This window comes from Pseudomonas sp. DG56-2 (assembly GCF_004803755.1).
GTDB classification, from domain to species: domain Bacteria; phylum Pseudomonadota; class Gammaproteobacteria; order Pseudomonadales; family Pseudomonadaceae; genus Aquipseudomonas; species Aquipseudomonas auratipiscis.
Window position 1 is genome coordinate 2286870 of the sequence record NZ_CP032311.1, and the last position, 16568, is coordinate 2303437.

Sequence of the window (16568 nt, forward strand, 5' to 3'; positions counted from 1 at the left end):
AGGTCCCGACAATAGGGGCCAAAGCGTTCAAGCTTATCTATCGCAGACTCAGGTGCGAATGATAATTATCAAGTGACGATGTAAAAACCTTGATGCCTCTGTGGCTTTCGCGAGCAAACCACAAAATAGGTTCCGGCGGCGTATGGCGTAAACATCTCGCAGTATCACCGCCTTGAACGATCCCACTCACTTGATCGACGCCCGCACCTTCACCATCTGACCCTGACCCCAAGGTTGCCAATCAAACCATTGAGATCGTTGTCGTCCACATCGGTGCTGTAGTCGGCACTGACGAACAACGCCACTTTAGGCGTTACCCTGGCCACCAGCCCCAAGCCCACTTCAACCGTGGCGGAGTTGCGCCCGCTGCTGATCTTGTCGACCTTGTCCAGCGACACGGTGTCGGCATTGGTAAAGTCGTACCAGACATTCGTGCGCAGGAAGGGCTCTATGGGCATACCCCGCAGGTTGTAGCGTGCGGACAACTTGGCGCCGACCCGGCCGGTCCAGTTAGGTTGTTGGTCGAAGGCTTGTTGCGTGTCGGTTTGGGTCTGGCTGCCGGGGAAATACTGTTGGTTGATCAGTTGCGCCTGGGGTTCGATTGTCCAGTTGGCGCCAAGGCTGATGGGGTAGCCACCTTCAACCGACAAGGTCAGGGCATGACCATCGCCATCCAGACGCTGGCCGTTTTCGCTGCGGCCGTTGACGTCGAAACGGGTGCCCATGGCCACCGCATCCACGTGCCAGCCCTGATCGTGGGTCATGCTCCAGTACATACCCAGGCTTTCACCTTCAAGATTGACGTTGGACTTCTTGTCACCGACCTGCGGTTTGCGCATACCATCGAAGCCGCTTTGCAGGCTGCTGTGCCCGACGAAGAAACCGATGCGATGGATGTTACCGGCGCTGGTTTCGCGAACGAACAAGTCCGGGCTGATCTGCAGGCTCTGGTTGGCAGCATCCAGTCGGGTCGCAGCGGGGGCACTGGTTCTCAACGGCACCGGAAAAAACTGCGCCCACTGACTGGTCATGAGCTCGGGGGCGGCTGGTGTATTGCGTTCAGCCATGCGCTCGGAGAACGCGCTCAGGGTCGCAAGGCCTACGCCGCTGACACTCACGGGGGTCAATGACAGTATTGGTAGGGACTGTGCCTGCACCTGTACCAGTGAATTGAAGGGATCGTCATTCTGGAGTTCGAACGCAAATGTTTCCAACGGGCCTGCGATCAGCAGCGACGTGGAAATCGCGTAGAAAGCGTACTCACAGCGTGCGCGATTCAGCGTTTTTTTCATGGCGGATCTCCTCTGTTGTAACAGCCAAGGTTCTGGCCTGATGTCACGAGCTGTAAGGCAAAACCAGAGGGCGACCCAAACCAGCAAAACGTGTCTCCGCCGCGCGCCGAAAGGCGCGAGCTAGAGGCTCGCAATGGAGTTATGCAATGCTGCATTACATGTAGCTAAGGAGAGGAGACGGCGGGCGTCAAGAAAGCGTGAAGTGCATGTTGTCAAGAAGTTAAGCAGGGTAGTGTGCTGAAATTAAACAATTATTTACGTTAGATAGACGTGATGGATCTTTGCATACCCGCGTCTAATGCCGAATCATTGCTAAAGCTGCACCTCGACTGCCAGCGGCAGATGATCGGAGAGGTGGCTCCACGGCTTGTTGCCGAGGATGCGTGGCGCATGACTGTTGGCATTGCGCAGGTAGATTCGGTCCAGGCGCAACAGCGGCAAGCGAGCGGGGTAGGTGCGCGCCAACAAGCCATGATGGCGCTCGAACGCCTCGTGCAGGCCACGGTGCAAGCCCAACGTGCGGTTGCCTTGCAGCTTCCAGTCATTGAAGTCGCCAGCGATGATCACCGGCGCTTCAGCGGGTAGCGAGTCGAGTAATCGGCGTAGCAACTGCAGCTGCTTTTGCCTGTGGCTTTCCAGCAGCGACAAATGCACGCACACGGCGTGAACCTGATGCTGACCGGGCACGTCGAGTATGCAGTGCAGCAGCCCGCGTCGTTCCGGGCCGGTAATCGAGACATCCAGATTGCGGTGTTCGATGATCGGGTACTTGGACAATAAGGCATTGCCATGATGGCCATCGGGATAGACGGCGTTGCGGCCATAGGCGAAATCGGTCCACATGCTGTCGGCAAGAAACTCGTACTGAGACGTCTGCGGCCAGCCGGCGTGGCGCGCGGCATGCCGGTCGTGACTACCGAGCACTTCCTGGAGGAAGACGATGTCGGCTTCGGTACTGCGCACTGCCTCGCGCAACTCCGGCAGGATGAAGCGGCGATTGAAGGCTGTGAAGCCTTTGTGGGTGTTGACGGTCAACACCTTCAGGCGCCGCACGGCGGGCGCCTGTTGGGTAGTGGTAATCAGCGTGGGGTCCGGTTCGGGATTCACGGTTGCTCCTGATCTTCAAGCCTACTGCTTAGGACTGATACCCAAGGTGTCAGTTCCCCGCCTCACGTTTCATCCTCACGTTGCAGTTCCAGCAGCATCAGCGATCGCCCCGTCACCTCCAGGGTACTTTCGAACTCATGGCGTTCGCCCTTGCGCAATTGCGGTCGATCGGTATCGATCAGGCAGTTCCAGTGCTCGCCTTCAGGCACCTGCGGCAACGTGAAGGTGACATTGTCGTGATGGGCGTTGACGATCAGCAACAAGGTGGCATCCTCACCGGGTCGTTGTATGCCGCTCACTTGTGCGCGGCCATCCATCAGCATGCCCAGGCAGCGTCCCTGGCTGTCCTCCCATTGCTCGACACTCATCTCGCTGGCGTCAGGCGCGAGCCACGTCACATCCTTGACCCCGATGGCCTCATTGTAGTCACCCACCAGAAAGCGCGAGCGGCGCAGCACCGGATAGTTTAGGCGCAGCTTGGTCAGGCGTTTGACGAACTTGAGCAACGCAGTGCCTTCGTCATCGAGCTCCCAATTGATCCAGCCGATCTCGCTGTCCTGGCAATAGGCATTGTTGTTGCCATGTTGAGTGCGACTGAATTCGTCTCCTGCAACGATCATGGGCGTGCCCTGGGCGAGCAGCAGGGTGGCGAAAAAGTTGCGCATCTGGCGCAGGCGCAATGCATTGATTTCCGGGTCATCGGTGGCACCTTCGGCACCGTGGTTCCAGGACAGGTTGTTGTTGCTGCCATCTTGGTTGTCTTCGTCGTTGTCCTCGTTGTGCTTGTCGTTGTACGAGACCAGGTCGCGCAGGGTGAAGCCGTCGTGGGCGGTGATGAAGTTCACCGAGGCGTAGGCGCGACGACCACGGCGGTTGAACAGCTCGCCGGAGGCGGTCATGCGTGCGGCAAAGTCGGCCAACTGACCTTCATCGCCTTTCCAGAAAGCCCGCACGGTGTCGCGAAAACGATCGTTCCACTCCGCCCAGCCTGGAGCAAAGTTGCCCACCTGATAGCCACCCGGGCCGCAATCCCAAGGCTCGGCAATTAGCTTGACCTGCCGCAGCAGCGGGTCCTGGCGACAGGCAACGAGAAAGCTGTGACGTTCATTGAAACCGTCGTGGTAGCGGCCGAGGATGGTGGCCAGGTCGAAGCGAAAGCCGTCCACATGCATCTCGCCGGCCCAGTAGCGCAGCGAATCGGTCACCAGTTGTAGTACGCAAGGGTGACTCAAGTCCAGGGTGTTGCCGGTGCCGGAATCGTTGATGTAGAAACGCTTGTCGTCGGGCATCAGCCGGTAATACGAGGCGTTGTCGATACCGCGCATGGACAGGGTCGGGCCCAGTTCATTGCCTTCTGCAGTGTGGTTGTAGACCACGTCGAGAATCACCTCCAGACCGGCGTCGTGCAAGTGCGCGACCATTTCCTTGAACTCGGCGATCTTGCCGTTGGCCAGGTAGCGTGGATGCGGGGCGAAGAAGGCGATGCTGTTGTAGCCCCAGTAGTTGTCCAGGCCCTTGTGCAGCAAGTGCTGGTCGCTGACGAAGGCATGGATCGGCAGCAGCTCGATGGAGGTGACGCCCAGTTGCTTTATATGGTTGAGCAACTCGTCGCACATCAGGCCTGCAAAGGTGCCGCGATTGTCCTCGGGCACTGCCGGGTGACGCATGCTAATGCCGCGCACATGGGCTTCATAGATGATGGTGCGGTCCCAAGGCACGCCGACACGCTGATCGCGACCCCAGGTGTAGGCCGGGTCGATGACCTTGCACTTGGGTACGAATGGGGCGCTGTCGCGCTCATCGAAACTGAGGTCGCCATCGGGGTGACCAATGGTGTAGCCGAACAACGCCTCGGACCATTTCAGACTGCCCACCAGTTGCTTGGCGTAAGGGTCGATCAATAATTTGTTGGGGTTGAAGCGATGGCCGTTCTGCGGCTCGTACGGACCGTGCACACGGTAGCCGTAGATCTGCCCCGGGTGGGCATCGGGCAAGTAGCCGTGAAAGATCTCGTCGGTGTATTCCGGCAGCTCGATACGTTCAAGTTCAACCTCACCGCTGGCGTCGAACAGGCACAGCTCGACCTTGGTGGCATGGGCAGAGAACAGGGCGAAGTTGACCCCCAAGCCGTCCCAGCTTGCGCCAAGCGGAAATGGCAGGCCTTCGCGAATGCGCGAGGGGTCGACAGCTTGCGTGGGTGTTTTCATAAGTCTCCTTGACTGATTCGGTTCATTACGGGGCAAGCCCGCTCCTTGAAGAACGGGACTGCCCCGCAATACGGATCATGCAACGGTTGGTTTTTTCGGCGGCCGGGGTTTTTTCGCTGCCGGCGCGGGCTTCTTGCTCGGCGCCGCTACCTCAGCTGTAGATGCAGGCGCAGGCTTGGCCTTGGCTTTTCGCGGCGTGGCCTTGGGCGCCAGGGATTCAGCCTCGGCGAGCTTGCGTGCCATCTCCCAATGTCGCGACTCCTGGCCTTCGGGTTTACCTTCCGACTCCCAGATCTGGTAGGCAAACTCGCTAATACGTTTGTCATCAATACTCATCTCGACGCTCCTGAGGTTTAGGCATGATTAATCAACAGGTTGACCGGGAACTCCTTGAGTACAACGCTGAGTGACAGCTCCCTTGAGGCTGTGACTGCACTGCTGGCAAAAAGTCCCGAGCAATTGGCAGGTGACAGGGCAAACGGCAAAATCAGCCGGGTGTCGTCCCAGTTCTGCGCCGGGATCAACGGGATCGGGGTATCACCAAGCAAGCCACAGGCCAGGCGCGGCACCACGACTATCGCTTGGGCTTCATCGCTTACTCGGGCGAACGCCAATACCTGCTCGGCGTGTCTACCTTGTACTTGCAGCGGCAGGTAGCGGCCTTGGGCAAACAGCGCCTGGTACTGTTGGCGTCGCTCCAGCACCTGGTTGATCAGCGCTTGCTTGACCTGGCCGCCGCGCCATTGCTGGAGTAACTGCGCCATGCTGGTGCTTTCATCCAGGGCCTGGCGGCGCGCGTGGTAATCCACCGGGCGACGGTTATCGGGATCGACCAGGCTGAAGTCCCAGAACTCATTGCCCTGGTACAAGTCGGGCACTCCGGGAACGCTCATGCGCAGCAGGCATTGCCCCAGGCTGTTGACCGCCCCGGCGCAGGCTATCGACTGCGTGGCCTGGGCCAGTGAGTGGCGCAGTTGCTGGTTTTCCGGGGCCAGCAGCAAGTTCTCGATGAAGCTCAGACAGGCGTGTTCATAGTCCTCGTTTGGTGCGTTCCAGCTGCTGCGCAGCTTGGCTTCGCGCAAGGCCTTGCGTTGCCATTGCTGCAAGCGCTCCACGTAGGCGTGCACTGCCAGCTCGTCGCCTTCGTCCAGCTCCAACGGCCAACTGCCAAGCAGGGTTTGGTAGAGCATCCACTCATCACCCGGTTCCGGGGCGATGCCGTCGGCAAGGTTGCTGCGTAGTGGTGCAGCGAGCTCGCGCCAGTGCTCGACGCGACTCACGAACCATTCACTGCGTTCGCTTAAAACCGCCAAGCGTGCGCGCAGGTCTTCACCACGTTTGTGATCATGGGTGGCAGTACACAACAGATTGTGCGGAAACTGCTGTAAACGCTGTGCGCAGGCCTGATGAAAAGCCTGCGCCGGGGCGCTGAATCGCTCGGCGTCAAAGCCGACATCGTTGCGCGAAAGCAGCAGGGCTGAGCGATAGAATGCAGTGTCTTCCACCGCCTTGGCTGCGGTCGGCGCAGTCAATTGTTGAAAACGGATGCAGGCGTGGCGCAAGTGCTTGCGCCGCCGCCCTGGCGGCAGGCTGCGCCAGGGTTGGCCGCCAAGCCAGTATTGCAGGTAGTCGAGCACCGGCCAGTCGCCTTCGCCCAGGCTTTGCCGGGCACCGGCCAGGGCATGGTCGAAGAACGGTGCATCCTGTTGCGAACGGCCACCGGCATGCAGGTAGGTGCGATACACCGGGTAGTGTTCGACCAGCGCCTGCAGCACCCGGCGAATGGCACCCAGGGTCAGGTCGCGGCTCATCAGGTCATCGCGAGCCACTTGCAGCAGTGCCTGGGCGACAGACTCAAAATCACCGGCAAGGCCGGTGTTGAGTACTTGTTGGCGGGCCAGGCGCACCTCTTCACCGAATGCTGGGCGTTCGCTCAGGGTGCTCCAGGCTTCACTGAGGATCGCTTCGCCTGCGGGGTCATGTTGCAGCAGGCTGATCTGGTTCATGAACTCATAACCCGTGGTGCCATCCACCCCCCAGTCACGGTGCAACTGTTCGCCGGCGCCGAGGATCTTCTCGACATAGATCGGCAGGTGTTCCAATGCGGTACTCAGCGGTCGCTCGGCCAGCAGAGCATCGACACGGCGCCGCAGTTTGCGGCAGTAGCTGCGTGGATCGGCCAGGCCATCGATATGGTCGATACGCAGGGCGTCGACCAGACCTGCGCGGATCAAGTCGAAGATCTTCTGATGGGTGGCTTCGAACACTTCATTGCGCTCCACCCGCAGGCCGGCCAGTTCGTTGACATCGAAAAAGCGCCGCCAATTGATGTCATCGGCGGCGGTACGCCAGCTGGCCAGTCGATAAGCCTGATGTTCGAGTAAACCATGCAGGCGCTCGGCGCCCGGGCCGGTGCGGCCATCGAAAGCGGTGAGCAACTGTTCAATGTGCAACGGATCGGCCATCGCCACCAGCTCCTGGCGCAACAGTACAGCCTTGTCGGCTGCCTGGGTCGCACTGTGCAAGGCAGCAAAGCGCATGCCCAGACCCTGCAACGCAGTGTTTTCACTCAGGCACAGGATTTGCCCGTAATCGGTGGGGCTGATGGGAAAACGGTGTTCGTGGTGGCGGATATGAAAGCTGCCGTCCTGCGCCTGGAAGCACAGAGGGATCTCTCCGGCATGCAGGGTTGCGCCGTAGTCACTGGCTAAAAAGGGCAGCAGCAACTGGCCTTGCAGCAAGGGGTCGGAGGAGTGCCACTGGACGTCGAAAAAGCCGCCATAGCGGCTGCGTCGCCCCCACGTCAGCAGATCCTGCCACCAGGGGTTCTCGCAGCCCACAGCCATGTGGTTGGAGACAATGTCGAGGATCAGGCCCATGCCATGTTGGCGCAACGCTGAAACCAGCCTGACCAGCGCGGCTTCGCCACCCAGCTCCGGGTTGACGCGGGTAGGGTCGATGACGTCATAGCCATGCATTGAGCCGGGACGAGCGCTGAGCAGTGGTGAAGCATACAGATGGCTGATCCCCAGGCGGGCAAAGTAGGGCACCAGTGGCAGTGCATCGTCGAGGGTGAAACCGGCATGAAATTGCAGGCGCAAGGTGGCATTCAAAGCTTTCAAAGGTCGCGCTCCCAGGCTTGCTCGCGGGCCTGGGCCAGTAGCTCCAGGCGGCGAGCGGCGTCGGTATCGTCCAGTAGCTCGCTGGCCGGCTGGGCAAGGCGCCGTCGCCAGTTGGGGTGTGTGTCGATGGTACCTGGCAGATTGGGCTGCTCGTCGATACCCAACAGGTCTTCCAGAGGCAGCAGCACCAGCGGCGCCCGGGTATGCCCCAGAAAGCGGATGCAGGCGTCGATCCTGGCCTCGTCGTCTGCATGCACGGCGTAGTTGTTCTCAAGGATTTTCTGCAAGCCCTGGCGCTCGTGTTCGCGGGTGATCCGCCATTGGCGTTCGGTGTCGGCATCGATCAGCGAAAGGCGTTGGCTCCAGTCAATGTCGCGGGCCTGCAGCCAGCCGGCCAAGGTCGGCAGATCGTGGGTACTGGTGGTCGCCAGGGCGTTGTCCGGCCAGTCGAGTATGGGGGTGAAGTGACCGGGTGGGTCTTGCTCGAACTGCAACACGCGCATGCCGAGAATTGCCCGCTTAGCGAGTTTTTCACGTAGGCCTTCAGGGACGGTGCCCAGGTCTTCGCCGAGGACGATGGCCTGGTGGCGCACGGACTCCAGGCACAATATGCGCAGCAGGTCGTCGAGCGGATAATTCAGGTAGGCCCCTTCGCTGGCCTGCGCGCCCAGGGGAATCAGCCATAGACGTTGCAGGCCCATGATATGGTCGATGCGCAAGCCGCCGGCATGGGCAAAGTTGGCCCGCAGCATTTCAATGAAGGCGCGGTAGCCATTGCGCCGCAAACCTTCGGGTGAGAACGCACAGATCCCCCAATTTTGCCCTGCGCGATTGAGAATGTCTGGCGGGGCACCGACGTTGAGCCCGGCCAACAGTTCATCCTGACGGCTCCAGGCTTGACTGCCGGCACCATCGGCACCCACCGCCAGGTCAGCGATCAGGCCGATGGCCATGCCGTTGCTGCGGGCGGCATCCTGGGCGCGTTGCAGGCAGCGCTCGATCAACCATTGGCAGAAGGCGTGAAACTGGATCTGCTCTGGATGTTGCGCGGCGAACGCCGCCACCTCCGGGCTGTGTGGGTCATGCCAGGCCTCAGGCCATTGACGCCAGTCGGGGGCAAGCCCGCGTGCCTTGGCTTCGAGCTGCAGCGCCTCGAACCGGCAGTGTTGCTCCAAGGCATCACCGGCCTGCGCTCGATAGCTGTCGAAGTCGACGCGCAGCGGATGGTCACCATCGATGAAGTCTTCGTACAGGCAACGCAGCACCTGGTAGCGGCTGGCAGTCGCTTCGGGCCAGTCGATCAGGTTCAGTTGTTCGAGCGCTTGCAGCTTGTCTTCCAGGCCCAGGGTTTCCACGGCAAGACGCACCACTCGCTCGCCTAGAATCGCCGAGGGGCTTGCGTACAAGCTGTTCAGAAACAAGCGACTTGAAGGCGAGTAGGGGCTGTAGCGATGGCTGTCACTGGCGAACATGGCATGCATCGGGCTGATCGCCAATGCGTCAGCACCACGCTCGGCGGCACTGCGCGCCAGCGCTTCGAGCGCCAGGCAATCGCCGAAACCACCGTCACCTTCGCGGCGCAGGCTGTAGAGCTGGGCACTGATGCCCCAGCAGCGCGGCGTGGGCGTGTTCAGGGCATCGTCAAGGCCGAAGGCGCGGGTGGGAGCCACCGCCAGGCAAAAGTGTTGTTGGCTGATTTGCACCTGGTGATAGCCAATCGGCAACCCGGCTGGCAGCGCACTACGATCATTCAGTTGCAGTTGTTGCTCGCTGCCGTCCTCCAGATGGATCCGGCAGGGACTGCCCACGGGGAAAAAGGCCGACAGGTCGAGTTCCTGCTGCACATCTACGGTAAACAATGGTGGCAAGTGCCGGCTATCATGGGCAGTCTTGAGCGCTTGTAGGCTGGTGGCTATCTGCACGTCATCGTTCGCTGGATGGCCCAATCCGGCCAGTACCTGGCGCAAGGCGCTGTCGCTGACGCGTTGCGGGCGGCCGTTGGCGTCAATCCACTCCACAGAAATACCGGCCAACAGCGCCAGTTGCTGCAGATGTGCATCACTCATGGGCAGGCTCCGAGGTTTGAGGGGGTAGCAGGCTCACCAAGGTGCTGTAGGGCGGCAATTCATCGCCGCCCAGCGCATCGGCTGCACTGCAGAAAAGATGGGTGCGCGCTGCGGGCACTGTGTACGGGACGGCAGTGCTGCCCAGATTCATGTCGATGCGCAATATGCGTTTATCAGCCAACTGCCATGAGGCCGTGAGTGCTTTCTCGGCGATGACCTCGGCACCGAGGGCGCGACAACCAGGCAGGCGCGGGGTGAGGTGCTGGTGGCGCAAGTGCAACAGCTGTTGGTAGAACGCTTGCCCGCCGGATTGGACTTCATCGGGAATACTAAGCACAGAGGCCGCGAACGTATCCAAGGCGTTGGGATCGGGGATGGTCGCCCGTTGTTCGGGGTGGGTGAAGGCTTGGAAACCGGCGAACTCTGCACGTCGGCCTTCCCGTACGGCATCGGCCAACTCGTCATGGTGATCGGTAAAGAACAAGAAGGGTTGTTCGCTTTGCCATTCTTCACCCATGAACAGCAGCGGCACCATGGGGGACAGCAACAGCAGGGTAGTGGCGGCGCGCAATGCCTGGGGCGAACAGAGCTGGGTCAGGCGCTCGCCTTTGGCGCGATTGCCTACCTGGTCGTGGTTCTGCAAGAACAGCACGAAGGCGCCTGGGGGTAAATGAGCACTGGGTTCGCCGCGCAGGCGTCCGTTACGGTCCGGCTCACCTTGGAAGACAAAACCCTGGCCCAAGCATCTGGTCAGCTTGGGCAGGGTGGCCTGGCAATAGTCGGCATAGTAGCCCTCATCTTCGCCGGTCAGCAGTACGTGCAAGGCGTTGTGGCCGTCGTCGTTCCACTGCCCGTCGAAGTCCTTCTCCAGCAGGCTCGCCTGGTTGTGTTCATTCTCCAGGACCAGCCACACGTGTCTGTCGGCAGGGATGGTATGGCGCACACGCTGGCTGAACACCCGGAGGAAATCCGGATCATCGATGGCGTGGACTGCATCCAGGCGCAAGCCATCGAAGCGGTAGTCGTGCAGCCACATCAAGGCATTTTCAATGTAGAAGTCGCGCACCTGGCGGCGACGAAAATCAATGGCAGCACCCCAGGGCGTATGGCGGTCCTGGCGAAAGAACCCGCTCGCATAGTGATTGAGGTAGTTGCCGTCTGGACCAAAGTGGTTGTAAACCACGTCCAGCAATACCATCAGGCCATGAGCATGGGCCTGATCGATCAATTGGCACAGTTGTTCAGGCGTACCGTAGGTGTGTTGCGGGGCAAACGGCAAAACCCCGTCATAGCCCCAGTTGCGCTCACCAGGGAACTGCGCGATGGGCATCAGTTCGATGGCCGTCACACCCAATGTCGCCAGACGCGGCAGCTGTGCGATCACGCCGTTGTAGCCTCCTGCCAGGCCGACGTGTATTTCGTAAATCACCGCCTCATGCCATGGGCGGCCTTGCCAGCTTTTGTGTTTCCAGCAATACGCCGCGGGGTCGATCACCTGGCTTGGGCCATGCACACCCTCAGGTTGGAAGCGCGAGGCGGGGTCGGCAACCTGTTGATCGCCATTGATGCAAAATTGGTACAGGGTGCCGGGCACCGCAGGCCAGCGCGCGCGGAACCATCCTTCAGTTCCGCGCTGCAAGGGCAAGCGCTGACCGGTGTCCAGGCACACTTCGACGCTGTGGGCATCGGGTGCCCACAACGCAAAGCGTACTGTTTCGTTATCAAGCATTACGGCCCCGTGGGTCGCAAACTGATCTGACCTTAAGGGCATGTGTGCCACCTCGCACTCAGCGTCCAGCTACAAAAGCCCGCTCCACCAACTCCTCATACAGTCGCGCATAGGGTTCCACCGCCTGGCACCAGTTGAATGGTTGGGTCATGGCCAGGCAGCGCATAGCGCCAAGCAGATCTTTTTTGTCATAGACATAGAAGGCCCGGCTGATGGCCTCGCGGTAGCTTTCAACGGTGGACTCATCGAACAGAAAACCGGTAACACCGTTTTCAATGGTGTCGGCCAGGCCGCCGGTATTGCGTGCCACCGGAAGCGATCCGAAGCGCTGCGCATACATCTGGCTCAGACCGCAGGGTTCGTAGCGTGATGGCATCAACAGAAAGTCACTGCCAGCAAACATGCGCCGGGCATCGGTTTCGTTGAAGCCGATGCGCACACCGACCTGACCGGGATAGCGCAGGGCCAGTTCGCGCATGGCTTGTTCTTCTTCCGGCTCACCGCGCCCGATGATCGCGATCTGGCCGCCCTGGCTGACAATGTAGTCGGCGACGCCCAGAGTCAGGTCCAGGCCCTTCTGGTACACCAGCCGAGAAACCACGGCGAACAACGGGCCGCTAGAAGGCTTGAGCTGGAACAGGTCGCGCACCTGCTGGCTGTTGTCGGCCTTGCCGTCCCAGTCGTTGAGGCTGAAGGGATGATCCAGGTGCGGGTCGCTGGCCGAGTCCCAGCTTTCATCGATGCCGTTGGGGATGCCACTGAGCAGGCCTTGCTGGGCCTTGCTGCCAAGAAAGCCGTCGAGGCCGCAGCCGAAGTCCGGCGTGGTGATCTCCCGCGCATAGGTGGCGCTGACGGTGGTGATGTGGCTGGAGTAGGCAAGGCCCGCTTTGAGGAACGACAGCTTGCCATAGAACTCCATGCCTTCCTGTTGCAGGGCATGGTCGGGAATTGCCAGTTCCGGGCAGCAGGCGCGGCTCACCACACCTTGATAAGCCAGGTTGTGGATGGTGAACAAGGTGGGTGTTTGCAAGCCGCGCCAATGCATGTAAGCGGGCGCCAGGCCCGCTGGCCAGTCATGGGCGTGAACCAGGTCGGGCTTCCAGTGAACCATGCCTTCACCCGCGGCAATCTCGGCGGCGGCCAGGCCCAGACGGGCGAAACGGATGTGGTTATCCGGCCAATCGCGGCCGTTGTTGGCACCATAGGGAGTGCCTTCGCGCTGATACAACTCGGGGCAGATGAGCACATAAATGACCAAGCCATCGGTCAAATCCATGCGCCCGATCTTGCAGGGTGGCAAGGCAGCATGGCCGCCCAGTTCACCGACCAGGTGAATGGGGTTGTCGCTCTCCAACACCTGTGGGTAGCCGGGAATGAGTACACGCACATCATGCAGGTGTCGCATCGCCCGCGGTAGGGCGGCAGAAACGTCGCCCAAGCCGCCGGTCTTGACCAGGTCGGCGATTTCCGAAGTGACGAACAAGACTTTGCGCTTGTTCGGATTGTGCCGGGAATCGCCGCCAGGTGCCTTGGCTGTCGTGTTGAAGTCCGTGGTCAGAGACGCACGGTTATCCGGGGTGAAATGCTCTACATGAGGTTCGACAGCGGCACTGATCATACTTCTTTCCGTCCCTATGTGCGGGTGTGGTCACCCGTTGTTGTGTGTTTGCTAAAGCTCTCTCTGTGTGTGGTATTGCTGAATGCGATCCTTCGCCCCGAAACCGTGCGCACAAGCGCAACGCGTAGTGGCCGTCATGCCGACAACGTGGTGACTATCAGGGGTGGCTGGGCTGCGTCTGGTTTTCCAGAAACGATGGCCTACTTCAAGTGCTGACCTACGGCCAAATCAGAAAGTTCTACTTTTTTTAATCGACTTTTCCGGACAATCTCGTGGCCGAATACTGAGTGTAGGAGAGATAACGCGAAAAATGTGACCCGCTGGTCACTTTGCTTACCTTTGTGCGTTTGTCGCGCAAGCGTAAGCCTTTTGTGTTGCAATTTCGGGATGGGGAAGGAAGTGTTTCTTACTGACTGATGGGAGCGAATTCGTCCCCGATTGGCTGCGCAGGAGTGCCGTCGCCGGCAATTCCAACTCCCACGCATCACAGATGTTGCTGCGCGATCGGCCTGTCAGGGGCTGTAGCAGAGGCCGATCGCAGGCGGTTCAAGCATGTGTAGCGGCGGTGCCTGCCTGGGTTTGCTGTAATTTCTGATTCAGTTGCGCAACCTGTTGCAGCAACTGGTCGCGTTCTTCGCGTAAACGGCGCAATTCATCCCTGTGAACGGTTACGTAAAGGGTTTGCGGCGGCATTTTCGGTAGAAGGGTTCCCATTACACACCTCGCGAATGGCTGATTACTGTTACAAGCGTAGCCGCTCGACGGGACGGGATTCTGAATTCTTTTTTCTGTCATGGGAACTTTTTTATTTGGCGCTGTCTTGCCGTTCGTCGCTGAACCTGGCAGTCCAAGGCTGGACTAATCTTGAAGGCTTGAAAGTCTGTTTTCATCAATTGGGAGCATCGGCACATGCAACTGGGAATCGTGGGGCTGGGCCGCATGGGCGGTAACATTGCACGGCGCTTGATGCGCGAAGGCCACCGGATGGTGGTGCATGACCGCGACCACAGCGCAGTTAAGACCTTGATGGGCGAAGGGGCGAATGGCGCGCACGACTTGGGCGCACTGGTCGCCAAGCTGGAAAAGCCGCGCGCGGTCTGGGTGATGCTTCCGGCTGGTGAGGCGACCGAGCAGACCATTAGCCAACTGGCTGATTTGCTCGACGCGGACGATGTGATCATCGATGGTGGCAACACGTTCTACAAGGATGACATCCGCCGCGCCACGGAGCTGGCCAAGCGTCAGCTGCATTATGTCGATGTCGGCACTTCAGGCGGGGTCTGGGGGCTGGAACGCGGCTATTGCATGATGATCGGGGGTGAGCAAGCGGTGGTCGAGCGCCTCGATCCGCTGTTCGCCACACTGGCGCCTGGCGTTGGCAGCATTCCTCGCACGCGGGGTCGCAGCGGGCCGGCCGGGCGTGCCGAGCAGGGCTATATCCATGCCGGTCCGGCAGGTGCCGGGCACTATGTGAAAATGATTCACAACGGCATCGAGTACGGCCTGATGCAGGCCTATGCCGAGGGGTTCGATATTCTCAAAAGCAAAGGCAGCGAGGCCTTGCCGGTCGAGCAGCGCTTTGACCTGGATGTGGCCGAGATTGCCGAAGTCTGGCGGCGCGGCAGCGTGGTGACCTCATGGTTGCTGGACCTGACCGCCGATGCGTTGGTGGCTGATCCGCAGTTGGGTGGTTACAGCGGTGCTGTGGCCGACAGTGGCGAGGGACGCTGGACCATTGATGCGGCCGTCGAGCAGGCGGTGCCGGTGCCGGTGTTGTCCAGTGCCCTGTTCGCACGTTTTCGCTCGCGCCAGCAACAAGGCACCTACGCCGACCGCATGCTGTCGGCGATGCGCTTCGGATTCGGTGGTCACGTCGAGAAAAAAGTCGAATGAGCATTACACCTATCGAAGCGGCACCCCCGTGCACCTTGTTCCTGTTTGGCGCCAATGGCGATCTGGTAAAGCGTTTGCTCATGCCGGCGCTGTACAACCTCAGTCGGGACGGCTTGCTGGATAAAAACCTGCGAATCGTCGGGGTTGACCACAATGCTGCCAGCGACACGGAGTTCGCCCAGCGCCTGCAAGCATTCATGCATGAACGCGACAAGGCCAGTTCGGGCGCCCCCTGCCTGGATGAAAAGCTCTGGAACCGTCTGGCAAAGCGTATTGGCTACCAGACAGGCGACTTTCTCGACGAGGCGACCTATCAGGCTATCGCCCGGCGTATAGAAAAGAACCCCAGTGCCAATGCGGTGTTTTACCTCGCCACGTCCCCACGCTTTTTCAGCGAGGTGGTGCAGCGTCTTGGCGCCGCTGGGCTACTTGATGAAAGCGAGGGCTTCCGCCGGGTGGTAGTGGAAAAGCCCTTCGGCTCGGACCTGGCCAGCGCCGAGGCGCTCAATGCTTGCTTGCTCAAGGTCATGAGTGAAAAGCAGATTTACCGCATCGATCATTACCTGGGCAAGGAAACCGTGCAGAACATCCTTGTCAGCCGCTTCTCCAACGGTATTTTCGAAGCCTTCTGGAATAACCATTACATCGACCATGTGCAGATTACCGCTGCCGAAACCGTTGGCGTGGAAAGCCGTGGCGGCTTTTACGATAGCACCGGGGCCTTGCGCGACATGGTCCCCAACCATCTGTTCCAACTCTTGGCCATGGTGGCCATGGAGCCGCCAGCGGCCTTCGGTGCAGATGCAGTGCGCAGCGAAAAAGCCAAGGTGATTGGGGCGATCCGACCCTGGTCCAAGACCATGGCACTGAAGAACTCTGTACGCGGCCAGTACACCGCAGGCAAGCAAGGACGCAAAAAGGTCGCCGGTTACCGTCAAGAGCCGCGGGTCGATCCGCAGAGCGAGACTGAAACCTTCGTGGCCTTGAAGGTGATGATCGACAACTGGCGCTGGGTCGGCGTGCCGTTCTACCTGCGTACAGGTAAACGCATGAGTGTGCGCGACACGGAAATCGCCATTTGCTTCAAACCTGCGCCTTACGCGCAGTTTCGCGACACCGAGGTCGAGCGGCTGCAGCCCAATTACCTGCGCATACAGATCCAGCCCAACGAAGGCATGTGGTTCGACTTGCAGGCCAAGCGTCCGGGGCCAGCACTGGCGATGGAGAACATCGAGCTGGGGTTTGCCTACAAGGACTTCTTCAAGATGCAGCCCTCCACGGGGTATGAAACCTTGATCTACGACTGCCTGACCGGGGACCAGACCCTGTTTCAACGCGCTGACAACATCGAGAACGGCTGGCGTGCGGTGCAGCCGTTTCTCGATGCCTGGAAGCAGGGGGGGGAGGTGCAGCCCTATGCGGCTGGCGAGGATGGCCCGGCGGCAGCTGAGGAACTGCTGAGCCGGGACCGACGGGTTTGGCATCCGATCGGTTGAATCTCGCGCCCACCGACCTGTGTATTGCGCTGGGGCTG

General features: G+C 60.2%; 11 protein-coding genes. 2 read left to right on the forward strand and 9 right to left on the reverse strand.

Annotation, left to right across the window (positions count from 1 at the left end; genetic code table 11):
* Positions 1-209: 209 nt before the first annotated feature.
* From D3Z90_RS10410 to D3Z90_RS26780, 9 genes are all read right to left on the reverse strand, one after another.
* Positions 210-1292, reverse strand: coding sequence for an autotransporter outer membrane beta-barrel domain-containing protein (locus tag D3Z90_RS10410; protein ID WP_136475655.1), 1083 nt, complete (start codon positions 1290-1292; stop codon positions 210-212).
* Positions 1293-1604: 312 nt separating this feature from the next.
* On the reverse strand, positions 1605-2399 hold the full coding sequence (locus tag D3Z90_RS10415) for an endonuclease/exonuclease/phosphatase family protein (protein ID WP_136475656.1): 795 nt from the start codon (positions 2397-2399) through the stop codon (positions 1605-1607).
* 62 nt (positions 2400-2461) lie between these two features.
* Positions 2462-4606, reverse strand: coding sequence for a glycogen debranching protein GlgX (gene glgX, locus D3Z90_RS10420; protein ID WP_136475657.1), 2145 nt, complete (start codon positions 4604-4606; stop codon positions 2462-2464).
* A gap of 75 nt (positions 4607-4681) precedes the next feature.
* Positions 4682-4942: a DUF2934 domain-containing protein gene (locus D3Z90_RS10425; RefSeq protein ID WP_136475658.1), complete on the reverse strand. Its 261-nt coding sequence runs from the start codon at positions 4940-4942 to the stop codon at positions 4682-4684.
* 17 nt (positions 4943-4959) lie between these two features.
* The gene (locus D3Z90_RS10430; protein ID WP_136475659.1) at positions 4960-7728 is read right to left on the reverse strand and encodes a malto-oligosyltrehalose synthase; all 2769 of its coding nucleotides are present in this window, start codon (positions 7726-7728) and stop codon (positions 4960-4962) included.
* Positions 7725-9794, reverse strand: a complete 2070-nt coding sequence (gene malQ / locus D3Z90_RS10435) for a 4-alpha-glucanotransferase (RefSeq protein ID WP_136475660.1) — start codon at positions 9792-9794, stop codon at positions 7725-7727. Before malQ ends, D3Z90_RS10430 begins: the two co-directional genes overlap by 4 nt.
* Entirely contained in the window at positions 9787-11565 is a 1779-nt protein-coding gene (gene treZ, locus D3Z90_RS10440) for a malto-oligosyltrehalose trehalohydrolase (protein WP_305956109.1), read from the reverse strand. The genes malQ and treZ overlap by 8 nt, the downstream gene beginning before the upstream one ends.
* Before the next feature lie 16 nt (positions 11566-11581).
* Positions 11582-13141, reverse strand: coding sequence for a glycogen synthase GlgA (gene glgA / locus D3Z90_RS10445; RefSeq protein WP_136475662.1), 1560 nt, complete (start codon positions 13139-13141; stop codon positions 11582-11584).
* A gap of 546 nt (positions 13142-13687) precedes the next feature.
* Positions 13688-13855: a DUF6026 family protein gene (locus D3Z90_RS26780; RefSeq protein WP_168198456.1), complete on the reverse strand. Its 168-nt coding sequence runs from the start codon at positions 13853-13855 to the stop codon at positions 13688-13690.
* A gap of 195 nt (positions 13856-14050) precedes the next feature.
* On the opposite strand from D3Z90_RS26780, the gene gnd reads away from it, so the two are divergent.
* Complete coding sequence (gene gnd, locus D3Z90_RS10450; protein WP_136475663.1) at positions 14051-15034, forward strand: phosphogluconate dehydrogenase (NAD(+)-dependent, decarboxylating); 984 nt, start codon at positions 14051-14053, stop codon at positions 15032-15034.
* Positions 15031-16530 carry a glucose-6-phosphate dehydrogenase gene (zwf, locus tag D3Z90_RS10455; RefSeq protein WP_136475664.1) on the forward strand — a complete coding sequence of 500 codons (1500 nt, stop codon included), beginning with the start codon at positions 15031-15033 and terminating at the stop codon, positions 16528-16530. Before gnd ends, zwf begins: the two co-directional genes overlap by 4 nt.
* Positions 16531-16568: the final 38 nt, after the last annotated feature.